Below are 24,706 nucleotides of genomic sequence, written 5' to 3' on the forward strand. Positions count from 1 at the left end.
AAATTAATTTGGCCATTTAGTGGTCAGGGCCGACTGTTGCCTGAAAAAGGGGTCATCATGGAAAAATTAACCTGTTTTAAAGCCTACGATATTCGCGGCAAGCTGGGCGAAGAGCTGAATGAAGACATTGCGTGGCGCATTGGCCGCGCGTACGGCGAATATTTAAAACCGCAGACCATCGTGCTGGGCGGCGACGTGCGTCTGACCAGCGAATCCCTGAAGCTGGCCCTGGCGAAAGGGCTGCAGGACGCGGGCGTGGACGTGCTGGACATCGGTCTTTCCGGCACCGAAGAGATTTACTTTGCCACCTTCCACCTGGGCGTGGACGGCGGTATCGAAGTGACGGCCAGCCACAACCCGATGGACTACAACGGCATGAAGCTGGTGCGCAAGGGCGCACGCCCTATCAGCGGCGACACCGGCCTGCGCGACGTGCAGCGTCTGGCGGAAGCCAATGACTTCCCGCCGGTGAACGAGGCGAAGCGCGGCAGCTACAAAAAAATCAACCTGCAGAAAGAGTACATTGACCACCTGCTCGGCTACATCAACGTGGCGAACCTCAAGCCGCTGAAGCTGGTGATCAACTCCGGTAACGGCGCAGCTGGCCCGGTGGTGGATGCGCTGGAAGCGCGCTTTAAGGCACTGAACGTGCCAGTGACCTTCGTCAAAGTGCATAACACCCCGGACGGCAACTTCCCGAACGGTATTCCTAACCCGCTGCTGCCGGAGTGCCGCGACGACACCCGCAACGCGGTGATTGAGCACGGTGCGGACATGGGTATCGCCTTTGACGGTGATTTCGACCGCTGCTTCCTGTTCGACGAGAAAGGGCAGTTCATCGAGGGCTACTACATTGTCGGCCTGCTGGCGGAAGCGTTCCTTGAGAAAAACCCGGGCGCGAAAATCATTCATGACCCGCGCCTGTCATGGAATACCGTCGACGTGGTGTCAGCGGCAGGCGGCACGCCGGTGATGTCCAAAACCGGCCACGCCTTCATCAAAGAGCGCATGCGCGAAGAAGACGCCATTTACGGCGGCGAGATGAGCGCCCACCACTACTTCCGTGATTTTGCCTACTGCGACAGCGGGATGATCCCGTGGCTGCTGGTCACCGAGCTGCTGTGCCTGAAGGGGCAGACGCTGGGCGAGCTGGTGCGCGACCGCATGGCGGCGTTCCCGGCGAGCGGGGAGATCAACAGCAAGCTGGCGCAGCCGGCCGAGGCCATTGCCCGCGTGGAGCAGCACTTTGCGCTTCACGCGCTGGAAATTGACCGTACGGACGGCATCAGCATGGCGTTCCCGCAGTGGCGCTTTAACCTGCGCTCGTCCAACACCGAGCCGGTGGTGCGCCTGAACGTGGAGTCCCGTGCTGATACGGCGCTGATGGAAGCCCGAACGAAGGACATTCTGGCGCTGTTGAATCAGTAATAATTGCCCCTCCCGGTGGGAGGGGGAACCGAATACAGGAACAACGATGACGAATCTAAAAAAACGCGAACGAGCGAGAACGAATGCATCGTTAATCTCTATGGTGCAGCGTTTTTCTGATATCACCATCATGGTCGGTGGATTGTGGGCGGTGTGTCGGATCAGCGGGCTGCCGTTCTTATATATGCATCTGCTGATGGCCCTGATTGCGCTGGTCGTGTTTCAAATGATCGGCGGAATGACCGATTTCTACCGCTCGTGGCGCGGCGTCAAAATGACTACCGAACTGATGCTGCTGCTGCAGAACTGGACCCTTAGCCTGATATTCAGCGCAGGACTGGTGGCGTTCAGCCATGATTTTGACAATCGCCTCGTCACCTATCTCTGCTGGTATCTGTTAACCAGCGTCGGCATGGTGGTGTGCCGTTCCCTGATCCGCTTTGGTGCGGGCTGGCTGCGTAACCGGGGTTATAACCGTCGCTTCGTTGCCGTGGCGGGCGATCTGCCGGTCGGGAAGGTACTGCTCGACAGCTTCCGCAAAGAGCCGTGGTTAGGTTTTGAAGTGGTGGGGATCTATCACGACGCGAAGCCGGGCGGCGTCCCTGCGGACTGGGCGGGTAATTACGACCAGCTTATTGAAGACGCGAAAGCCGGCAAAATTCACAACGTCTACATTGCCATGCAGATGAGAGACGAATCCCGCATTAAGCAACTGATGCGCGAGCTGGCGGACACCACCTGCTCCGTGATCCTGATCCCGGACGTGTTTACCTTCAACATTCTTCACTCCCGTATTGAAGAGGTGAACGGCGTGCCGGTGGTACCGCTATACGACACGCCGCTGTCGGGCATTAACCGCGTGCTGAAGCGCGTGGAAGATATCGTGCTCTCTTCACTGATCCTGCTGCTGATTTCGCCTGTTCTGTGCTGCATTGCGCTGGCGGTGAAGCTGAGCTCTCCCGGCCCGGTTATCTTCCGCCAGACCCGCTACGGTATGGACGGTAAGCCGATTATGGTGTGGAAATTCCGCTCCATGAAGGTGATGGAAAACGACAAGGTGGTGACCCAGGCAACGCAGAACGATCCGCGCGTCACCCGCGTGGGGAACTTCCTGCGTCGCACCTCGCTGGATGAACTGCCGCAGTTTATCAACGTCTTTACCGGCGGCATGTCGATTGTTGGCCCGCGTCCGCACGCGGTGGCGCACAACGAGCAGTATCGCTCGCTGATTGAGGGCTACATGCTGCGCCATAAGGTGAAGCCGGGCATCACCGGTTGGGCGCAGATCAACGGCTGGCGCGGCGAAACCGACACGCTGGAAAAAATGGAAAAACGTATCGAATTCGATCTGGAGTACATCCGCGAATGGAGTATCTGGTTCGATATCAAGATCGTTTTTCTGACCATCTTCAAAGGTTTCGTGAACAAAGCGGCGTACTAAGATGAGCTTACGTGAAAAAACCATCAGCGGGGCGAAGTGGTCAGCGATGGCGACCATCGTCATCATTGGCCTCGGTCTGGTGCAGATGACCGTGCTGGCGCGCATTATTGATAATCACCAGTTCGGCCTGCTGACCGTCTCGCTGGTGATTATCGCGCTGGCCGATACGCTGTCTGATTTTGGTATCGCCAACTCGATTATCCAGCGCAAAGAGATTAGCCATCTGGAGCTGACCACGCTCTACTGGCTGAACGTGGGGCTGGGGATTTTCGTGTTTGTGCTGGTGTTCCTGCTGAGCGATACCATCGCCAGCGTGCTGCACAACCCGGATCTCGCTCCGCTGATGCGCACGCTGTCGTTTGCTTTCGTGGTGATCCCGCACGGACAGCAGTTTCGCGCGCTGATGCAGAAAGAGCTGGAGTTCAACAAGATCGGCATGATTGAGACCAGCGCCGTTCTGGCGGGCTTTACCTTCACCGTGGTGAGCGCCCATTTCTGGCCGCTGGCGATGACCGCTATTCTGGGATACCTGGTTAACTCTGCCGTCCGTACGCTGCTGTTCGGCTACTTTGGCCGCAAGATCTACCGTCCGGGGCTGCATTTCTCGCTGGCGTCCGTCTCGTCCAACCTGCGCTTTGGCGCGTGGCTGACGGCGGACAGCATCATCAACTATGTGAATACCAACCTGTCGACGCTGGTGCTGGCGCGTATTCTTGGCGCGAGCGTGGCGGGGGGCTACAACCTGGCCTACAACGTCGCGGTGGTGCCGCCGATGAAGCTGAACCCGATTATCACCCGCGTCCTGTTCCCGGCGTTTGCCAAGATTCAGGACGACACCGAGAAGCTGCGCGTCAACTTCTACAAGCTGCTTTCCGTGGTGGGGATTATTAACTTCCCGGTGCTGCTGGGGCTGATGGTGGTGTCCAGCAACTTCGTGCCGCTGGTGTTTGGTGAAAAGTGGAACGGCATCATTCCGATCCTGCAGCTGCTGTGCGTGGTAGGGCTGTTGCGCTCCGTGGGGAATCCAATTGGGTCCCTGCTGATGGCAAAAGCGCGCGTGGACATCAGCTTTAAGTTCAACGTGTTCAAAACCTTCCTGTTTATTCCGGCGATTATCGTCGGCGGGCATATGGCCGGCGCCATCGGCGTGACGCTGGGCTTCCTGCTGGTGCAGATCGTCAATACCGTTCTGAGCTACTTCATCATGATCAAGCCGGTGCTGGGTTCCAGCTACCGTCAGTACATCCTGAGCCTGTGGCTGCCGTTCTATCTCTCATTGCCAACCCTGGCGGTGAGCTACGGCCTGGGCATTATCCTCAGCGGCCATCTGCCGCTGGCCGCGCTGCTGGCGGTGCAGGTTGCCGCGGGGGCGCTGGCCTTCGTCGTGATGATCGTACTTTCTCGCAATGCGCTGGTGGTAGAGATGAAGCGCCAGTTTTGCCGTAACGAAAAAATGAAAACGCTGCTTCGCGCAGGCTAGTTATTTAAGAGGCCATTATGAAATTATTAATTCTTGGCAACCACACCTGCGGCAACCGTGGCGACAGCGCCATCCTGCGCGGTTTACTGGATGCAATTAACACCCTTAAGCCTGAGACCGAAGTGGACGTGATGAGCCGTTATCCGGTCAGCTCATCCTGGTTACTGAACCGCCCGGTGATGGGCGACCCGCTCTACAGCCAGATGAAACAGCATAACAACGCCGCGGGCGTGATGGGCCGCGTGAAGAAAGTGCTGCGTCGTCGCTATCAGCACCAGGTGCTGCTTTCCCGTGTGACCGATACCGGCAAGCTGCGCAACATCGCTATCGCGCAGGGCTTTACCGACTTTGTTCGCCTGCTGTCCGGCTATGACGCGATTATCCAGGTCGGCGGTTCGTTCTTCGTCGATCTCTACGGCGTGCCGCAGTTTGAGCATGCGCTTTGTACGTTTATGGCGAAAAAACCGCTGTTTATGATTGGCCACAGCGTCGGGCCATTCCAGGATCCGCAGTTTAACCAGCTGGCGAACTATGTGTTTGGCCACTGCGACGCGCTGATCCTGCGCGAGTCGGTCAGCCTCGACATGATGAAGCGCAGCGAAATTGACACGTCGAAAGTTGAGCACGGCGTGGACACCGCCTGGCTGGTGGATCACCAGGACGACAGCTTCCAGCCGAGCTACGCGGTGCAGCACTGGCTCGACGTTACGGCGAAACAGAAAACCGTCGCGATTACCCTGCGCGAGCTGGCGCCTTTTGATAAACGTTTAGGCACAACGCAGGCGGCGTATGAGAAAGCTTTCGCCGACGTGGTGAACCGCGTGCTGGACAGCGGTTACCAGGTGCTGGCGCTCTCAACCTGCACCGGTATCGACAGTTACAACAAAGACGACCGTATGGTGGCGCTGAACCTGCGCAATCTTGTGAACGATCCGTCCCGCTATCACGTGGTGATGGATGAACTGAACGACCTGGAGATGGGCAAGCTGCTCTCCGCCTGCGACCTGACGGTGGGCACCCGTCTGCACTCCGCCATTATCTCCATGAACTTCGGCACGCCGGCCATTGCCATTAACTATGAGCACAAGTCCGCCGGGATTATGCAGCAGCTCGGTATGCCGGAAATGGCGGTGGATATTCGTCATCTGCTGGACGGATCGCTCGGGGCGATGGTGGGGGACACGCTCGGCCAACTGCCTGCTATCAATGAACGTCTGGCGGTGGCGGTGAAAGCCGAGCGCGAGAAGGGCATTGGGATGGTGAAATCGGTACTCGAGCGCGTACGGGAGGGGAAATGAAGGTTGGTTTCTTCTTACTGAAATTTCCGCTGTCGTCCGAAACCTTTGTTCTGAACCAAATCACCGCGTTTATCGATATGGGATATGACGTGGAGATTATCGCCCTGCAAAAGGGCGATACCCAAAACACCCATGCGGCGTATACCCAGTATGGGCTGGAGGCGAAAACCCGCTGGCTGCAGGATGAGCCGTCCGGGAAGCTGAGCAAGCTGCGCCACCGGGCCAGCCAGACCTTACGCGGGATCCACCGCGCGTCGACGTGGCGGGCGCTGAATGTTTCCCGCTATGGGGCTGAGTCACGCAATCTGATCCTGTCGGCCATCTGCGGGCAAACGGCGCAGCCGTATCGTGCCGACGTGTTTATTGCCCACTTTGGCCCGGCGGGCGTCACCGCCGCGAAGCTGCGTGAACTGGGGGTGATTGACGGTAAAATTGCGACCATCTTCCACGGTATCGACATCTCCAGCCGTGAAGTGCTGAACCACTACACCCCGGAGTATCAGCAGCTTTTCCGACGCGGCGACATGATGCTGCCGATCAGCGACCTGTGGGCCGGACGGCTGAAAAACATGGGCTGTCCGGGAGAGAAAATTGCCGTTTCGCGTATGGGCGTGGATTTAACGCGCTTCACGCGTCGTCCTGTAAAGGTGCCGGGAACACCGCTGCAGATCATCTCCGTCGCGCGTCTGACCGAGAAGAAAGGGCTGCATGTGGCGATTGAAGCCTGCCGCCAGCTGAAAGCGCGCGGGGTGGATTTCCACTACCGCATTCTCGGGATTGGGCCGTGGGAGCGTCGTCTGCGCACGCTTATCGAACAGTATCAGCTGGAAGATGTCGTAGAGATGCCCGGCTTCAAGCCGAGCCACGAGGTCAAGGCCATGCTCGACGAGGCGGATGTGTTTCTGCTGCCCTCGGTGACGGGCGCCGATGGCGATATGGAAGGCATTCCGGTGGCGCTGATGGAGGCGATGGCCGTAGGTATTCCTGTGGTATCGACCCTGCACAGCGGGATCCCGGAGCTGATTAAGTCTGACCATTCCGGCTGGCTGGTGCCGGAGAATAACGCGATAGCCCTTGCGGACCGATTAGCTGCCTTCAGCGACATCGACCAGCAGACGCTGGAGCCCGTGCTTCATAATGCACGGCAAAAAGTTGAAACCGATTTTAACCAGCAGGTGATTAATCGCCAGTTAGCGAGCCTGCTGCAAACGTTGTAACGCCGAGGATGTATGCTGAAAAAGATTACCCGACGCACCTTTGTCTCTTCTCTGTCCGTTCTGGCGGCCACGCCGCTGCTGTCGTCACGCATTGCGCGAGCGGCTGCTGGAAAAACGGTCTCTGTTAATCAGTACAATAACAACGACTGGATCGCCGCCTTTAAGCAGGCATTTACTGATGGCGACACGGTTGTGGTCCCTGCCGGGCTCACCTGCGAAAACATCAATACGGGCATTTTCATTCCTGACGGTAAAACGCTGCTGATCCGCGGGGCGCTAACCGGTAACGGGCGCGGCCGCTTTGTTCTGCAGGAAGGCAGCAAAGTGATAGGTGAAGGAGCGGGCCGCACGGAGAACATTACGCTCGACGTTCGCGGCTCTGACTGCGTTATCAAAGGGCTGGCCATGAGCGGGTTTGGCCCGGTGACGCAGATCTACATCGGCGGCAAGAAACCCAGCGTGATGCGCAATTTGCTGATTGATAACATCAGCGTGAGTCAGGCCAACTACGCCATCCTGCGTCAGGGTTTCCATAACCAGGTGGACGGAGCGCGCATCACCAACAGCAAATTTAGTCACCTGCAGGGCGATGCGATCGAGTGGAACGTCGCCATCAACGATCGCAATATCCTGATCTCCGATCATGTCATCGACAACATCAACTGCACCAACGGCAAGATCAACTGGGGCATCGGCATTGGCCTCGCCGGCAGCACCTACGATAATGACTATCCGGAGAAGCAAACCGTCAAGAACTTCGTGGTGGCCAACATTACCGGCAGCAACTGTCGCCAGCTGGTGCACGTTGAAAACGGCAAACATTTTGTTATCCGCAATATTAAGGCCAAAAATATTACTCCCGACTTCAGTAAAAAGGCGGGAATAGACAACGCCACGGTGGCCATTTATGGCTGTGATAATTTCATTATTGATAATGTCGATATGGTGAACAGTGCCGGAATGTTAATTGGCTATGGGGTGATAAAAGGCGATTATTTGTCCATCCCGCAGAACTTCAAGCTCAACAATATTCACCTAGATAACCGCCAGCTTGCCTATAAGTTGCGCGGAATACAGATTTCATCCGGTAACGCGACCTCGTTTGTGGCGATAACCAACGTGGATATGCAGCGTGCTACGCTTGAACTGCACAACAAGCCGCAACATCTTTTTTTACGCAACATCAATGTGATGCAGGAAGCTGCTGTGGGGCCCGCCCTGAAGATCAACTTCGACCTGCGCAAGGATGTGCGGGGTAAATTTATGGCGAAAGACGAGACGCTGCTGTCGCTGGCGAACATAAAAGCCGTTAATGAGAAGGGGCAAAGCTCGGTGGATATTGACCGCGTCGACCAGCAGGTGGTGAATGTGGAAAGGCTGAATTTTGCGCTTCCGCACAGATAATAGACAATCGTCAGTTTTGAGACTATTCCTGGCATAAAAACGTGATCGAATCAGAGTACAACTACAGAAATTGGTGATGCGAAGGCGTAACATTGCCTCTGGATTACGGCAAATCATGCTGGCGAAAACAGGTTTAAGAGCTATAATTCGTCAACCATTTTAAGGTGGAAGAAATAATGATTAATTTGAAAGCAGTCATTCCGGTAGCAGGCCTGGGCATGCATATGCTGCCAGCCACAAAAGCCATTCCTAAAGAGATGCTGCCGATCGTCGACAAGCCAATGATTCAATACATTGTTGACGAGATTGTTGCTGCAGGGATCAAAGAAATCGTACTGGTTACGCACTCCTCTAAGAATGCGGTAGAAAACCACTTCGACACCTCTTACGAACTCGAAGCGTTGCTGGAGCAGCGCGTCAAACGTCAGCTGCTGGCGGAAGTACAGTCTATTTGTCCGCCTGGCGTGACCATCATGAACGTGCGTCAGGCGCAGCCGCTGGGCTTGGGTCACTCTATTTTGTGTGCCCGTCCGGTTGTGGGCGACAATCCGTTTATCGTTGTTCTTCCGGACATTATTATCGATACCGCTTCTGCCGATCCGCTGCGTTACAACCTGGCGGCAATGGTGGCTCGTTTCAATGAAACGGGTCGTAGCCAGGTGCTGGCGAAACGCATGAAAGGCGATCTCTCTGAGTATTCCGTAATTCAGACGAAAGAGCCGCTGGAGACGGAAGGGCAGGTGAGCCGCATCGTTGAGTTCATCGAAAAACCGGATCAGCCACAGACGCTGGACTCAGACCTGATGGCGGTTGGTCGCTATGTTCTGAACGCCGACATCTGGGCGGAACTGGAAAAAACCGAGCCAGGCGCCTGGGACCGTATTCAGTTGACCGACGCGATTGCCGAACTGGCGAAAAAACAGTCTGTTGACGCGATGCTGATGACCGGCGACAGCTATGACTGCGGTAAGAAAATGGGCTATATGCAGGCGTTCGTGAACTATGGGCTGCGCAACCTGAAGGAAGGGGCGAAGTTCAGAAACCGGATTGAGAAATTGCTGGCAAACGACTGATATTCCTGCCACGATTTGAACAAGCGGCAGTCATTATTTTGGTGTGTTGATTTCTAACCAAAATGATGACTGCCGTTTTTTGTTATAAATTAAACGATTACATGAAGTTATCTAATATAAATCTGGACCGCTTTGTAGCGATTTGTGCTTGTTTCTGAGGTCGTTTAGGACGACAATTAACGCCAGTTTTTTGTCTGTATCCAGACAAGAAAAATCATTTAATCAAACATCGCTCAGTGCACTGGTAGCTGTTAAGCCAGGGGCGGTAGCGTGCTCAATTTCTGAAACTGGTTATAAATTCTCAGTTTTCAGAGCGCCAGTATCCAGACATATACACTAGACGGAACAGATAACGTGAAAATTCTTGTGACGGGCGGGGCCGGCTTTATCGGCTCAGCGGTTGTACGACATATTGTTAAAAATACCCAGGACGACGTCGTCAACGTGGACAAGCTGACCTATGCCGGCAACCTTGAGTCGCTTAGTGAAGTCAGCGACAGTGACCGCTATGTTTTTGAGCATGCCGATATTTGCGACAAAGACGCGATGGATCGCATTTTCGCAAAGCATAAGCCTGACGCAGTGATGCACCTGGCCGCTGAAAGTCACGTTGATCGTTCCATTACTGGCCCGGCAGCGTTTATCGAAACGAATATCGTCGGCACTTACGTGCTTCTGGAATCTGCTCGTGCATACTGGTCAACGTTGGATGAGCAGGCGAAGAAAGCGTTTCGTTTCCATCACATCTCTACCGACGAAGTGTATGGTGATTTACCGCATCCGGATGAGCATCCGGCATCAACTGAGCTGCCACTCTTCACTGAAACTACCGCGTATGCACCAAGCAGCCCGTATTCAGCGTCGAAAGCCTCCAGTGACCATCTCGTGCGTGCCTGGCTGCGTACCTACGGTTTCCCGACTATTGTCACCAACTGTTCGAATAACTACGGCCCGTACCATTTCCCGGAAAAACTGATCCCTCTGGTTATCCTGAATGCGCTGGACGGTAAAGCACTGCCTATTTACGGGAAGGGTGACCAGATTCGTGACTGGTTGTATGTAGAAGATCATGCGCGTGCACTCTACACCGTTGTCACTCAAGGGAAACCTGGGGAAACGTACAATATTGGCGGACATAACGAGAAGCAGAACCTGGACGTAGTGCATACGATTTGCGATCTGCTTGATGAGATAGTGCCTAAAGAGGGGTCATATAGAGATCAGATTACGTATGTAGCTGACCGTCCGGGTCATGACCGCCGCTACGCGATTGATGCGCATAAAATTGGCGTTGAGCTGGGCTGGAAGCCTGAGGAGACGTTCGAAAGCGGAATTCGCAAGACGGTGGAATGGTATCTGAGCAATCAGAACTGGGTTAACAACGTGAAAAGCGGTGCTTATAAAAGTTGGATCGAACAGAACTACGGGGAACGTTCATAATGAATATTCTTCTGTTCGGTAAAACAGGGCAGGTGGGGTGGGAACTCCAGCGTGCGCTTGCCCCACTAGGTAACTTAATAGCGGTCGATGTGCATTCTAAAGAGTATTGCGGAGACTTTAGCAATCCTGAAGGAATTGCGGAAACTGTTCGTACAATTAGACCTGACGTTATCGTTAATGCCGCAGCGCATACGGCCGTAGATAAGGCTGAGTCTGAGCCGGATTTTGCCAGACTCCTCAACGCAACAAGCGTTGAAGCGATAGCCAAAGAAGCCGCAAAAATAGACGCATGGGTTATTCACTACTCTACCGACTATGTATTCCCCGGTGACGGTGTAAAGCCATGGCGTGAAACGGATTTGACTGCTCCGCTGAATGTATACGGTGAGACAAAGCTTGAAGGTGAAAAGGCATTACAGGCGCATTGTCCTAAGCATCTTATTTTCCGTACCAGTTGGGTATATGCGGGGAAGGGCAACAATTTCGCTAAGACGATGTTGCGGCTCGCAAAAGAGCGTCAGGAACTCTCCGTAATCAACGATCAATTTGGTGCCCCAACGGGCGCTGAGTTGTTAGCAGACTGTACAGCGCATGCTATTCGTGTCGCAATGATGAAGCCTGAAGTTGCTGGTCTCTACCATCTGGTCGCGTCGAATACGACAACCTGGTATGACTATGCGGCCTTGGTGTTTGATGAGGCCAGAAAAGCGGGTGTTGAGTTGGCTATTGAAAAACTCAATGCTGTTCCAACATCGGCTTACCCAACTCCTGCCCGTCGACCGCATAATTCACGCTTGAACACAGAGAAGTTTCAGGCGAATTTTGGTCTTGTACTGCCTTCCTGGGATATTGGCGTAAAACGGATGCTCACTGAGCTTTTTATGACTCAATCAATTTTATGAGATAAATGCCCTTATATGGGCATTTGGTTTTTATAGAGAAAAATGATGGCTACGCGTAAAGGTATTATTCTGGCCGGTGGTTCTGGCACTCGTCTGTACCCTGTGACCATGGCGGTGAGTAAACAACTACTGCCAATTTATGACAAACCAATGATCTACTATCCGCTGTCAACACTCATGCTGGCAGGGATAAAAGATATTCTTATTATCAGCACTCCACAAGATACACCACGTTTTGAACAATTGCTGGGTGATGGCAGCCAGTGGGGACTGAATCTGCAATATAAAGTACAGCCAAGTCCAGATGGCCTTGCACAGGCATTTATCATCGGTGAAGAGTTTATCGGCGATGACAGCTGCGCTTTGGTGCTGGGTGACAATATTTTCTACGGACATGACCTGCCAAAACAGCTGGAAGCTGCAGTTGGCAAGGGCGACGGTGCGACAGTGTTTGCCTACCACGTTAACGATCCTGAACGTTATGGCGTGGTTGAGTTTGATAAAAACGGTACGGCTATCAGTCTGGAAGAAAAGCCGCTTGAGCCAAAGAGTAATTATGCCGTTACAGGTCTTTATTTCTACGATAACGATGTTGTAGAAATTGCAAAAAATCTTAAACCTTCTGCTCGCGGTGAGTTGGAAATTACGGATATCAACCGTATTTACCTGGAGCAGGGACGTCTGTCTGTTGCGATGATGGGGCGCGGATATGCATGGCTCGATACTGGAACTCATCAAAGTTTGATCGAAGCAAGCAATTTTATCGCAACCATTGAAGAACGTCAGGGACTCAAGGTGTCTTGTCCAGAAGAGATTGCTTTCCGTAAAGGCTTTATTGAAGCTGACCAGGTAAAAAAACTGGCAGCACCACTTTCTAAAAATGCATACGGTCAGTATCTACTAAAAATGATCAAAGGTTATTAAAAAATGAAAGTCATCGAGACTGATATTTCTGATGTATTGATTTTTGAACCAAAAGTTTTTGGTGATGAGCGCGGTTTTTTCTTCGAGAGCTTTAGTCAGAAAATATTTGAAAAGGCTGTTGGGCGTAAAGTTGACTTTGTGCAGGACAACCATTCGAAATCATCGAAAGGTGTACTTCGGGGACTGCATTATCAACTTAATCCATATGCACAAGGAAAGTTGGTACGTTGTATTGTAGGAGAGGTATACGATGTAGCGGTTGACATTCGAAAATCTTCTAAAACGTTTGGCCACTGGGTTGGAGTTAATTTATCTGCAGAAAATAAGCGCCAGCTTTGGATTCCTGAAGGATTCGCACATGGTTTTGTCGTATTAAGCGATTTGGCTGAGTTTGTATACAAAACTACAAATTATTATCACTCTCAATCAGAACGAAGTGTGCGCTACGATGATCCACAACTCAATATCAATTGGCTTTATAGTGATATTTTGACGTTATCATCAAAGGATGAATCAGCTCCAGAGTTAGTAACTATTTCAGATAATGAGCTATTTGAATGAGTATAATTAGAAATAGCGTGTGGAATATTGCTGGATATATTGTCCCAGCAGTGATTACGATTCCCGCACTTGGCATATTAGGAAGAGTACTGGGTGCAGAAACATTTGGTATTTTTACTCTGGCTTTGGCGATAGTAGGTTATGCAAGTATTTTTGATGTGGGTTTATCACGAGCTGTGATACGAGAGGTTTCACTTTTCCGCGAAGACTATGAAGAAAAAAAAAGGATAATATTCACATCTTCATTATTGGTAATAATAATGGGGCTAATTGCTTCAGCAATAATATATGTATTTAGTGATGTTATAACAAACGCACTTAAAGTTAGTCAAGAAATGCATTGGCATGTTGTCAATTCAATGAAAATATTAGCTGTGTCTATACCATTATTTCTGATTACACAAATATGGTTGGCAGTGCTTGAAGGAGAAGAACGCTTTGGGATATTGAATATTTATAAATCTATTACAGGAACTTTACTTTCATTGTTACCTGTGGTTTTCATTTATTTTTCCCGAAGCCTAGAATCAGCAATTTGGGGGTTAGTGTTTTCAAGGTTGCTGTGTTTGATGATTGCTTTCTATTTATGCAAAAAAATAATAATTAATTCTTTCTTACACTTTAGTGCTTTAACATTAAAACGTTTACTTATGTTTGGTGGTTGGATAACAGTCAGCAATGTCATTAGTCCGTTAATGGCATATTTTGACCGTTTCATAGTTTCTAATCAGTTAGGGTCTGCCGTTGTTGGTTTTTATACTGCACCATCAGAAATAATAGCGAGGTTAGGTATTATTCCCGGTGCTTTTGCAAGAGCAATTTTTCCTCGATTAAGTTCCTCCACAAATGTCCACGATAGAAAAAAGAATAAAAAAATTGTTTCTTTAATTCTCTTACTTGTAACGTTACCAATATTACTTTTAGGTATATTATTTGGTGATAAGTTTATGGTTATGTGGATGGGCCCTAACTTCTCCGGTGCTCCATCTACAATTTTGTCTATTCTTCTTATCGGTTTTATTTTCAATTCTCTTGCCCAAGTACCTTTTGCAAGCATTCAATCTCGTGGTTATGCCAAAATTACAGCATGCATACATTTAATGGAATTAATTCCTTATTTGATTATGCTTTTTTACTTTATTAAATATTATGGAATCACTGGTGCTGCTTTTGCTTGGACAATAAGGGTAACAGTAGACTATATACTTTTATCATTTTGTGATGGTCGGATTGATAAGTAATGAAAGCATTAGATTTTAATGATCGTAAGCGATGGAGGAACGACTAAAGAATGATATATATTTCTGTACTTACAGCCCTTTGTTCTTTAGGATTACTTGTTTCGCTTTTTATTTTAAAAGCCAATATAACTTCACCATTAACACTTCATTCGTTTGCATGGTTTCTGGTAAGCATAGTAGGTTTTTTCGCATATGATGAATTTAATGAACTCCCTGAAATAAGCTTTTACGCCTTGCTTATTTGGTACATGATCGTTTATTTTATTTTATTTGTAGGTGAATTGACTCTTCTTAATCAGAGAGGTATAACTAATTATCGGAATAAGAGGTATATATGTGGCCGCTATTGGCTAATTATAATTCCTGTGTCTTTGTATTCCATGCTGGAAATTTATAATGTAGGAAAAGGTGGTCCTTCCTCTTTTTTTTTAAATCTTCGCCTTGCAAATGTAGTTGATGACTATGAAGGAGCGAAATTTACAGTGTTGACGGCTGTATATCCTATTATGATAGCAATATTCGCAATAGTTTGTTTGTCAGAAACTAACAAGAAAAATAAATACTCGATATTATTATGGATGTTGCTGTTTTGTTTTGGCACTATGGGCAAGTTTGCAGTTATAACGCCAATTTTGATTTTTTTGATAATTCGTGAAATGACTATTGGATTGAATAAAAAAAAATTACTTCTTATCGTACCACTAATAGCTGTCGCAATTCTTTTTCTGCACTTTATAAGAATGTCCAGTAATGATAATGCAACAGTGAGTTCCGTTTTGGGACTTTACATATACTCTCCACTTTTAGCATTGGGTCAACTCGCTGATTTAAATAATAATAACGGCGCGGGTGAATATACATTTAGATTTATATTTGCACTGCTATATAAATTAGGGTTGTCTTCAACCGAACCAGTAAAAACCATCCTGGAGTATGTGAATGTACCTGTTCCGACAAATGTATTCACTGTTATGCAACCTTTTTATCAGGATTATTCTTTATATGGTGTTGCTTTTGGCGCGATTTTTTATGGGATAATATATTCATTAGTTTATTTTTTTGCAAAACAAGGTAATCCAGTAGCACTGCTTATCTATTCAGTTCTTGCTGTTGGGATTTTTACCTCATTCTTTGCTGAGACATTAATAACCAATTTCGCTGGAAACATGAAATTGATAATTTGTGTATTTATATTATGGCGGTTTACGGTCAGATGCGAAATGAAACAGTAACCATTTTAATGGCGACATATAACGGTAGTGCATATATTGAGAATCAGATCCTTTCATTGCAGCAACAAAAATACAAGGACTGGATGCTTTATATTCGTGATGATGGCTCTTCAGATAATACCGTTGAGATTATAAAAAGGTTACAAAGCATTGACCATCGTATCCACTTGGTGGAGGATGAAATTAAGGGGCTTGGTCCAGGAAGGAATTTTCTTTCAATTGTTAAATATTCACGTTCTGATTATACAATTTACTGTGATCAGGATGATATTTGGCTAGAGAATAAAATTAGTGAAATGGTAAAGTATTCGGACGAATGCGGAGTTAATATCTCTAATCAACCATCTATAGTTTATGCTGATGGATATGCTTTTTTTGATGAAACTGGTGAGATTGATTTTACCGGTATATCGCATAACCATGCAAAGGATCTCGCCGGTTTCTTATTTTTTAACGGGGGGTATCAAGGTTGCTCTATAATGTTTAATCAGGCGATGGTAAAATTTTTATCTGATTATAAAGGTATGATTTACCTCCATGATGATATTACTAGCTTAGCAGCCCATGCTTTTGGTGAGGTTCATTTTTTACCAAAAAAGCTCATGCTGTATCGTCAGCACTCAAAAGCAGTAACTGGCATGAAAAAGTTCAATGATGGTCGCTTTAGTAAGTTAACTTCGGGTGTTAATTATTTACTATCTCGAAAACACTTTAATGTAAAGGAATCTTTTTTTGAACTTTACGGTGATGAGTTAAAACAAAAAAATAAAGACGTGTTCAATAAATATATCAAATTTTGTCGTTCTCAAAGTAGAATATTGCAATTGAAATTTTTGATTGAAGGAAGATTTACATTAAACAATAGTGCCATTAAATTGTTTATTAAATTCATTTTGAGAAGGAAATTTGACTCATGATTTCGGTGTTAACACCAACTTTTAATAGATATCATACATTACAAAGATTGTATGATTCTTTGTGTTCTCAAAATTGTACTAATTTTGAATGGATTATCATTGATGATGGCAGTGTTGATGATACCGAAAAATTGGTTAGTGAATTTATTGCAGAAAGAAAAATAATCATTAAATATATTTTTCAGGAAAATAAAGGGAAACCCATGGCGATTAATACCGGGGTTCCATTATGTCAGTTTGATTATATTCTCATAGTAGACAGTGACGATGCTTTATCCTCCGATGCGATAAAATTGCTTGAACAAGCAATTCAGGAAGCGGAGAATGAAAAAATACCTTTCTCTGGTGTTGGATTTCGAAAAGCAACTTTCGATGGGAATCTTTTGGGATTGGTAACAAAATTAAAGAACCCAATTGTCTATCTTGGAGCAACAGAAGCCGGCAATCTTTTCAAGGCAGACTTAGCGTATTGTTTTAAAAAGGAGAGTCTTTTACGATATCCATTCCCATTCTATAAAGGCGAAAGATTTGTCCCTGAATTATTTATATGGAATAAAATTACTGATGAAGCAAAAATTAGATTTTATTCAGATAAGATAATCTATCTGGCAGAATTTCTTGATGATGGTTTGACTAAAAATTTCAAAAGACAGCTACAAAAGTACCCGTATAGTTTTAGGGTGTATTATGCGGATCAGTTTCGTAGAGAAAAAAAAATTATCAAAAAATTAAAAATGCTAATTAGATTTTTTCAATGCATAGTTTATGAGAAATTGAAATGAAAATTGTTATGATAATTACTGGCTTGGGAATGGGAGGGGCAGAGACCCAAGTATGTAATCTTGCTAACTCTCTATCAAATCTGGATCATGACGTAAGCATAATTTCACTGGTAAACATTAAAGAGGTAGGCCCGGATCAAAAAGTAAAAGTATATACACTCAATATGGTTAAGACGATCCCTGGTTTTATAAAGGCTTATTTAAAATGTCGAAAACTTATAAAAAAAATAAAGCCTGATGTGGTACATAGCCACATGGTTCATGCTAATATTTTCACTCGTTTATTAAGGCTCACAACATCTATTCCACGTTTGATTTCTACTATACATAATACAAATGAAGGTGGACGAGTGCGTATGTTGGCTTATCGCCTAACTGATTCTTTGGCTGATGTGACTACTAATGTTAGTCAAGAAGGAGTACTGGCTTTTATAAAATTAAGAGCTGTAAGCAGAAAGCGCATTATATGTATGTATAATGGTATTGATACCGATAAGTTTAAATTTTCGGCTCAAAATAGGTTTGCTTTACGTGAATGTTTGCAAATAGATAACAATACTAATTTATTAATGGCAATAGGGCGATTAACTTATGCAAAGGATTACCCAAATTTATTAGTTGCATTTTCTAAGGTAGTTTCAAAGCAAAATAATGTGAAATTAGCAGTTATAGGTGATGGGCCATTAAAAAAAGAACTGATGCAATTGGCGCAAGAATTAGGTATTTTAGAAAACATTTATTGGTTAGGTATCCAGCAGAATGTATGTGAATGGTTATCGGCTTGTGATACTTTTGTCTTATCATCAGAATGGGAAGGGTTTGGGTTAGTAGTGGCTGAAGCTATGGCTTGCGGAAGAATTGTTGTGGCGACTGACTCAGGAGGAGTAAATGAAGTCATGGGATCTAATGAATTTATTGTTCCAATCAAAAATGCTCATCAATTATCTCAAAAAATATCACTTGCATTGAGTTTATCTTCTGATCAGAAACAATCTATATCTCAAAGGAATCGCTTGTACATTCAGGAAAATTTTTCTCTCCCCGTTATTACGCGCCAATGGTTATCACTTTACGAGAAAAAATAATATTTTCGTGTTTTATCTAATTATTTTCAAAAGCTGACGTTATCTATTATGCAACATAAACTTAAAGTGCTACATGTGCAATTACTTCCGCTATTAAGCGGGGTGCAAAGAGTAAGTCTTGATGAAATAGGTCAGATGAATAATGATTTTGAATATTCATTGGTTTGTGCTACTGAGGGACCTCTTACAACAGAATTGAATAAAATGAACATCCCTTGCTTCTTTATCCCGAGATTTTGTCGACAGCTTTCGTTGTCTAAAGACTTCTTGGCACTTTTTAGTTTATATAAATTAATTCATGCAAAGAAATTTGACATTGTTCATACACACTCATCAAAAACAGGTGTTCTTGGTCGCATTGCTGCAAAACTAGGTGGGGTTTCGAAAGTGATTCATACCGTACATGGATATGCCTTTCCAGCAGCAACTTCAAAAAAATCCTACTATGTGTTTTTTTTCATGGAGTGGCTTGCCAAATTTTTCACAGATAAACTCATAGTTTTAAATGAACAAGATAAAAAGATTGCAATTAACAAGTTAGGTTATGCAAGCGAAAAAGTCCATGTTATTCCTAATGGTGTTAATATCCATAAATTCTCGCCGTGTATTTCATCCTCTGGAAATGAAAGTCTAAAAATTATTATGGTTGGTAGGCTTTGGCCTCAGAAGGATCCCAAAACCCTTCTTTTAGCCGCTAAAGATTTGCTAGAAAGCGGAGCTGATATCAGCATCAGTTTCGTTGGTGATGGTGAATTGATGGAGGAATTAAGAACATTAACTGCCAATCATCATGATAAAATAAAATTTTTAGGTTGGCAGAGTAATATTGCTGAAATTCTTCCGCAGTATGATTTGTTTGTTTTACCGTCACTTTGGGAAGGTATGCCGTTAGCTATTTTGGAGGCTATGAGCTGTGGTTTACCCTGTCTTGTTACAAATATACCGGGGAACAATGATTTGGTTAAGGATGGGTATAATGGTTATCTGTTTGAGAAGGGTGATTCTTTAGCATTATCTAATTTAATCAAAGCGTATTGTCTAAATAATGACTTACTTAGACAACACTCTAAAAATGCCAGAAAATATGTTGAGGAAAATTATACCCTTAAGAAGCGTAATGACGCAGTTGCTAAACTTTATAACGCTTGAATTTTTCATTGCATAGCATTTACAGTATATAATACATTGATTATTGCTGATTGGCTGCGCAAAAAATAGCCAATGCTTATCCAAACTGACAGGAGTATGTAATGTCCAAGCAACAGATCGGCGTCGTCGGTATGGCAGTGATGGGGCGCAACCTGGCGCTCAACATCGAAAGCCGTGGTTATACCGTCTCCGTTTTCAACCGCTCCCGTGATAAGACCGAAGAAGTGATTGCCGAGAATCCAGGCAAGAAACTGGTTCCTTTCTATACGGTGAAAGAGTTCGTTGAGTCTCTGGAAACGCCTCGTCGTATCCTGTTAATGGTGAAAGCGGGCGCAGGCACCGATGCCGCTATCGACTCCCTGAAGCCTTACCTTGAAAAAGGTGACATCATCATTGATGGCGGTAACACCTTCTTCCAGGACACCATTCGTCGTAACCGTGAACTGTCCGCAGAAGGCTTCAACTTCATCGGTACCGGTGTTTCCGGTGGTGAAGAGGGCGCGCTGAAAGGCCCTTCCATCATGCCTGGCGGCCAGAAAGATGCATACGAACTGGTTGCACCTATCCTGACCAAAATCGCAGCCGTGGCTGAAGATGGTGAGCCTTGCGTAACCTATATCGGTGCGGACGGTGCAGGTCACTATGTGAAAATGGTGCACAACGGTATCGAATACGGCGACATGCAGCTGATCGCTGAAGCTTATTCCCTGCTGAAAGGCGGTCTGAACCTCTCTAACGAAGAGCTGGCTGAAACCTTCACCGAGTGGAACAAAGGCGAGCTTAACAGCTACCTGATCGACATCACCAAAGATATCTTCACGAAGAAAGATGAAGAGGGTAAATACCTGGTTGATGTGATTCTGGATGAAGCAGCAAACAAAGGTACCGGTAAATGGACCAGCCAGAGCTCTCTGGACTTGGGCGAACCGTTGTCTCTGATCACCGAATCTGTCTTCGCGCGTTACATCTCTTCTCTGAAAGAGCAACGCGTCGCGGCGTCTAAAGTGCTGTCTGGCCCACAGGCTAAACCAGCAGGCGATAAAGCCGAATTCGTTGAAAAAGTGCGTCGTGCACTTTACCTGGGTAAAATCGTTTCTTACGCGCAGGGCTTCTCTCAGCTGCGTGCGGCATCAGACGAGAACAACTGGGACCTGAACTACGGTGAGATTGCGAAGATCTTCCGTGCGGGCTGTATCATTCGTGCCCAGTTCCTGCAGAAAATCACCGATGCCTATGCTGAAAACGCCGGTATCGCTAACCTGCTGCTGGCACCGTACTTCAAGAAGATTGCGGACGAATACCAGCAGGCGCTGCGTGACGTGGTTGCCTACGCTGTTCAGAACGGTATTCCGGTTCCAACCTTCTCTGCTGCAGTAGCCTACTACGACAGCTACCGTGCGGCCGTTCTGCCTGCTAACCTGATTCAGGCCCAGCGTGACTACTTCGGCGCGCATACCTACAAGCGCACTGATAAAGAAGGCGTATTCCATACCGAATGGATGGAATGAGTTAACACGCTCGCTGTCATCGCAACCCGGAGCTCGTCTCCGGGTTTTTTTATGCAAAAACTGCCGCCTGTTACTCGAAGTAGTCTGAATCTCATCCCCCTCGCAGTGATTACTCCTGGTTTGCCTTGACAGTCCAGTTTGCCAGGAGGTACAAAGCCCAACAGTTATGTTTATCGCGATGGCCTGGGGGCCATCAGTACAGTTAACTTACAGAAGTCATTAGCGAATGAAAATTACAATCTCCGGAACAGGATACGTCGGTCTCTCTAACGGCATTCTGATTGCTCAGAATCATGAAGTGGTTGCGCTGGATATCGTGCAGGCCAAAGTGGATATGCTCAATCAGAAAAAATCTCCGATTGTCGACAAAGAAATCCAGGACTATCTCAGCAATAAACCGCTGAATTTCCGCGCCACGACTGACAAAGAAGATGCATATCGCGATGCGGATTACGTCATCATTGCGACGCCTACTGACTACGATCCTAAAACCAACTACTTCAACACCTCAACGGTAGAGGCGGTGATCAAAGACGTTATCGCGATCAACCCTAATGCGGTAATGGTCATTAAATCGACCATTCCTGTCGGTTTTACCAAATCCATCAAAGAGAAGCTTGGGATTGATAACATCTTCTTCTCGCCGGAGTTCCTGCGCGAGGGGAGAGCACTTTACGATAACCTGCATCCTTCGCGTATTGTTATTGGCGAACGCTCTGAGCGTGCTGAGCGTTTTGCTGCTCTGCTTCAGGAAGGGGCGCTTAAGAAAGATATTCAGGTGTTGTTTACCGACTCCACTGAAGCTGAGGCGATTAAGCTCTTCGCGAATACCTATCTGGCAATGCGAGTGGCTTATTTCAATGAGCTCGACAGCTATGCAGAGAGTCTTGGGCTGAACACCCGTCAGATTATTGAAGGGGTGTGTCTCGATCCGCGCATTGGTAATCACTACAACAACCCTTCATTTGGCTACGGTGGTTACTGTCTGCCAAAAGACACTAAGCAACTGCTGGCAAACTATCAAGCTGTGCCGAACAATCTGATATCGGCGATTGTTGATGCTAACCGCACACGTAAAGATTTCATCTCCGATTCCATCCTTGCGCGTCAACCGAAAGTCGTCGGCGTATACCGTCTGATCATGAAGAGTGGCTCCGATAACTTCCGCGCTTCTTCTATTCAGGGGATCATGAAGCGCATTAAGGCGAAAGGGGTTGAGGTTGTCATCTATGAGCCTGCCATGCCGGACGATCAGTTCTTCAATTCACGGGTGATCCGCGATCTGGACGCATTTAAGAGAGAAGCCGATGTCATCATTTCAAACCGCATGGCGGAAGAGCTGGCTGACGTGGCGGATAAGGTTTATACCCGCGATCTGTTTGGTAGCGACTGATTCTCTTCTTTATCCTATAAAAAACCCGGCTGAGTTGCCGGGTTTTTATTTTCAGACTTTGTAGAAATCGCGGTACCAGTCAACGAAGTTCTTCACCCCATCTTTAACCGAGGTTTGTGGTTTAAATCCGATCGCGTCATAAAGTGGCTGGGTATCGGCGCTGGTTTCCAGAACATCCCCGGCCTGGAGTGGCATCATATTTTTTTCCGCTTTTTTACCCAGGGCCTCTTCCAGAGCGGTGATGTAGTCCATCAGCTCTACTGGTGAACTATTGCCGATGTTGTAAACCCGGTAAGGCGCTGAGCTGCTTGCAGGTGACCCGGTCTCAACGGTCCAGTTTGAGTCAGGCTGGGGAATAACATCCTGCAGGCGAATAATCGCTTCAGCAATATCATCAATGTAAGTGAAGTCGCGCTTCATCTTACCGTAGTTATAGACATCGATGCTTTTGCCTTCAATCATCGCCTTCGTAAACTTGAATAACGCCATGTCCGGGCGCCCCCATGGGCCGTACACGGTGAAGAAACGCAGGCCGGTGGTTGGCAAGTTGTACAGATGCGAATAGGTATGCGACATCAGCTCATTGGCTTTTTTGGTCGCGGCATAGAGTGATACCGGGTGATCCACGGAATCGTCAGTCGAGAAGGGCATCTTGCGGTTGAGGCCATATACGGAGCTGGATGAGGCATACAGAAGATGCTGAACGTTATTATGGCGGCAGCCTTCCAGCACGTTGAGATGGCCGATAAGGTTGGCGTCCGCGTACGCGTGAGGGTTTTCAAGGGAGTAGCGTACGCCCGCCTGTGCGGCCAGATGAATCACGCGATCGAACTTCTCGCGCGCGAAAAGCGCTGCCATACCTTCGCGGTCGGCTAACTCCAGCTTGTGGAAGGTGAAACCCTCAGATTTTAGCAGTTCCAGGCGCGCCAGCTTCAGGTTGACATCGTAGTAGTCATTGAGGTTATCAATACCAACAACCTGATGACCGGCCTCAAGGAGGCGTTTACTGACATTCGCACCGATAAACCCAGCTGCACCCGTTACCAAAAATTTCATAACTTCCCTCATAAACCCATATTCTTACAGATGCGATTGCGCATCAGATGACGTCTATGATAGCGCGAAGGGGCGAAGTTACATAACCCATCTTTCCGATTTAACTCATCGGATTCTTATAGAAAAATCGCCAGTAATGGATAAACTGTACAAACAATATTATGTTTGCCCTTTTTAATCTGTTAGGGATTGTATGACGCAAAACAACAATAGCCAGGTCAGCCGAAGCAATGACCCTGAGCAAATTGATTTACTTGATTTAATGCTGCAGCTGTGGCGTGGGAAGTGGGTGATAGCAACCTTTGTTGTTGTTTTTATCGCCCTGGCAATTGGGTATCTCTCTGTCGCAAAGGAGAAATGGACCTCCAGTGCGATCATTGCGCAGCCTGACGCTGCCCAGATAGCGACCTATTCAAATGCATTGAACATTCTCTACGGTAGTGCTGCACCCTCGATGCTCGACATTCAAACGCGCGCGATTGGCCGTTTTAATTCTTCGTTCTCGGCATTATCTCAGGCGCTTGAGAATCAGGAGGATCCTGAAAAACTGACCATCGCTCCGACCTCGACTGCACAGCCGCTACCACTAAGTGTTTCCTACACCAGTACCTCTGCAGAAGCGGCTCAAAAGCAGCTGGCGCAGTACATTCAGCAAGTCGATGAGCAGACCGCAAAAGAACTGGCCCTGGATCTTAAGGACAATATTAAGGAGCAGATCAAGACTCTGAATGATTCACTTCAAAACCAGGAGAAGGTCGCGCAGGAACAAAAAGATCTTCGTATCAAACAGATTGCTGAGGCGCTGAAGAATGCTGAGGCCGCGAAAATTACCTCTCCACAGCTCCAGCAAACCCAGGATGTCACGCAGGAAACGTTGTTCCTGCTGGGAAGTGAGGGGCTGAAATCGATGATTGACAATGAGGCTTCTCGTCCGTTGGTCTTCCCAACAGCCTATTACCAGACCAAGCGAAATCTGCTGGACATCCAGAATCTCAATGTAAACCCGGATACGATCCACGTATATCGTTACGTCATGAAGCCGGATCTGCCTGTCCGCCGCGATAGCCCGAAAAAAGCTATGATTCTGATTCTTGCCGTGCTGCTGGGTGGAATGATTGGTTCAGGTGTGGTACTTGGCCGTAACGCCTTACGCAACTACAAACCAACAGCCTGAT

General features: G+C 47.4%; 21 protein-coding genes. 20 read left to right on the top strand and 1 reads right to left on the bottom strand.

Features of this window, described 5'->3' with window-relative positions:
- Positions 1–57 precede the first annotated feature (57 nt).
- From cpsG to ugd, 19 genes are all read left to right on the top strand, one after another.
- A complete protein-coding gene (gene cpsG / locus AC0TNG_RS06950) occupies positions 58–1,428 on the top strand; it encodes a colanic acid biosynthesis phosphomannomutase CpsG (protein WP_148769850.1) in 1,371 nt (456 codons plus the stop codon).
- Positions 1,429–1,474: 46 nt separating this feature from the next.
- A complete protein-coding gene (wcaJ, locus tag AC0TNG_RS06955) occupies positions 1,475–2,869 on the top strand; it encodes an undecaprenyl-phosphate glucose phosphotransferase (RefSeq protein WP_032646472.1) in 1,395 nt (464 codons plus the stop codon).
- A gap of 1 nt (position 2,870) precedes the next feature.
- Positions 2,871–4,349, top strand: a complete 1,479-nt coding sequence (wzxC, locus tag AC0TNG_RS06960; RefSeq protein WP_024908096.1) for a colanic acid undecaprenyl disphosphate flippase WzxC — start codon at positions 2,871–2,873, stop codon at positions 4,347–4,349.
- A gap of 17 nt (positions 4,350–4,366) precedes the next feature.
- Positions 4,367–5,647, top strand: coding sequence for a colanic acid biosynthesis pyruvyl transferase WcaK (gene wcaK / locus AC0TNG_RS06965; protein ID WP_473713345.1), 1,281 nt, complete (start codon positions 4,367–4,369; stop codon positions 5,645–5,647).
- Positions 5,644–6,864, top strand: a complete 1,221-nt coding sequence (wcaL, locus tag AC0TNG_RS06970; protein ID WP_032646470.1) for a colanic acid biosynthesis glycosyltransferase WcaL — start codon at positions 5,644–5,646, stop codon at positions 6,862–6,864. The genes wcaK and wcaL overlap by 4 nt, the downstream gene beginning before the upstream one ends.
- Before the next feature lie 12 nt (positions 6,865–6,876).
- Positions 6,877–8,268: a colanic acid biosynthesis protein WcaM gene (gene wcaM, locus AC0TNG_RS06975; protein ID WP_024908093.1), complete on the top strand. Its 1,392-nt coding sequence runs from the start codon at positions 6,877–6,879 to the stop codon at positions 8,266–8,268.
- A 176-nt stretch (positions 8,269–8,444) separates the two neighbouring features.
- The gene (gene galF, locus AC0TNG_RS06980; protein WP_032646468.1) at positions 8,445–9,341 is read left to right on the top strand and encodes a GalU regulator GalF; all 897 of its coding nucleotides are present in this window, start codon (positions 8,445–8,447) and stop codon (positions 9,339–9,341) included.
- Positions 9,342–9,695: 354 nt separating this feature from the next.
- A complete protein-coding gene (rfbB, locus tag AC0TNG_RS06985; protein ID WP_473713346.1) occupies positions 9,696–10,781 on the top strand; it encodes a dTDP-glucose 4,6-dehydratase in 1,086 nt (361 codons plus the stop codon).
- Positions 10,781–11,683: a dTDP-4-dehydrorhamnose reductase gene (gene rfbD / locus AC0TNG_RS06990; protein WP_473713347.1), complete on the top strand. Its 903-nt coding sequence runs from the start codon at positions 10,781–10,783 to the stop codon at positions 11,681–11,683. The genes rfbB and rfbD overlap by 1 nt, the downstream gene beginning before the upstream one ends.
- A 45-nt stretch (positions 11,684–11,728) precedes the next feature.
- Positions 11,729–12,607, top strand: coding sequence for a glucose-1-phosphate thymidylyltransferase RfbA (gene rfbA / locus AC0TNG_RS06995; RefSeq protein WP_473713348.1), 879 nt, complete (start codon positions 11,729–11,731; stop codon positions 12,605–12,607).
- 3 nt (positions 12,608–12,610) lie between these two features.
- Positions 12,611–13,168: a dTDP-4-dehydrorhamnose 3,5-epimerase gene (rfbC, locus tag AC0TNG_RS07000; RefSeq protein WP_473713349.1), complete on the top strand. Its 558-nt coding sequence runs from the start codon at positions 12,611–12,613 to the stop codon at positions 13,166–13,168.
- On the top strand, positions 13,165–14,409 hold the full coding sequence (locus AC0TNG_RS07005; protein WP_473713350.1) for a flippase: 1,245 nt from the start codon (positions 13,165–13,167) through the stop codon (positions 14,407–14,409). Before rfbC ends, AC0TNG_RS07005 begins: the two co-directional genes overlap by 4 nt.
- A gap of 50 nt (positions 14,410–14,459) precedes the next feature.
- Positions 14,460–15,641, top strand: a complete 1,182-nt coding sequence (locus AC0TNG_RS07010; RefSeq protein ID WP_473713351.1) for an O-antigen polymerase — start codon at positions 14,460–14,462, stop codon at positions 15,639–15,641.
- Entirely contained in the window at positions 15,605–16,558 is a 954-nt protein-coding gene (locus tag AC0TNG_RS07015) for a glycosyltransferase family 2 protein (protein WP_473713352.1), read from the top strand. Before AC0TNG_RS07010 ends, AC0TNG_RS07015 begins: the two co-directional genes overlap by 37 nt.
- A complete protein-coding gene (locus tag AC0TNG_RS07020) occupies positions 16,555–17,340 on the top strand; it encodes a glycosyltransferase family A protein (RefSeq protein ID WP_473713353.1) in 786 nt (261 codons plus the stop codon). The genes AC0TNG_RS07015 and AC0TNG_RS07020 overlap by 4 nt, the downstream gene beginning before the upstream one ends.
- Positions 17,337–18,425, top strand: coding sequence for a glycosyltransferase (locus tag AC0TNG_RS07025; protein ID WP_473713354.1), 1,089 nt, complete (start codon positions 17,337–17,339; stop codon positions 18,423–18,425). Before AC0TNG_RS07020 ends, AC0TNG_RS07025 begins: the two co-directional genes overlap by 4 nt.
- Positions 18,426–18,473: 48 nt before the next feature.
- Entirely contained in the window at positions 18,474–19,574 is a 1,101-nt protein-coding gene (locus AC0TNG_RS07030; protein WP_473713355.1) for a glycosyltransferase family 4 protein, read from the top strand.
- A 101-nt stretch (positions 19,575–19,675) separates the two neighbouring features.
- Positions 19,676–21,082 carry an NADP-dependent phosphogluconate dehydrogenase gene (gene gndA / locus AC0TNG_RS07035; protein ID WP_024908082.1) on the top strand — a complete coding sequence of 469 codons (1,407 nt, stop codon included), beginning with the start codon at positions 19,676–19,678 and terminating at the stop codon, positions 21,080–21,082.
- A 226-nt stretch (positions 21,083–21,308) separates the two neighbouring features.
- Positions 21,309–22,475, top strand: a complete 1,167-nt coding sequence (ugd, locus tag AC0TNG_RS07040; protein ID WP_473713356.1) for a UDP-glucose 6-dehydrogenase — start codon at positions 21,309–21,311, stop codon at positions 22,473–22,475.
- 51 nt (positions 22,476–22,526) lie between these two features.
- Here the strand turns inward: ugd and AC0TNG_RS07045 are convergent, their stop codons facing one another.
- Positions 22,527–23,531, bottom strand: coding sequence for an NAD-dependent epimerase (locus AC0TNG_RS07045; protein ID WP_473713357.1), 1,005 nt, complete (start codon positions 23,529–23,531; stop codon positions 22,527–22,529).
- 193 nt (positions 23,532–23,724) lie between these two features.
- On the opposite strand from AC0TNG_RS07045, the gene wzzB reads away from it, so the two are divergent.
- On the top strand, positions 23,725–24,705 hold the full coding sequence (gene wzzB, locus AC0TNG_RS07050; RefSeq protein ID WP_473713358.1) for an LPS O-antigen chain length determinant protein WzzB: 981 nt from the start codon (positions 23,725–23,727) through the stop codon (positions 24,703–24,705).
- The last annotated feature ends 1 nt before the right edge of the window (position 24,706 follow it).

This window comes from Enterobacter sp. PL_is514, from assembly GCF_055816715.1.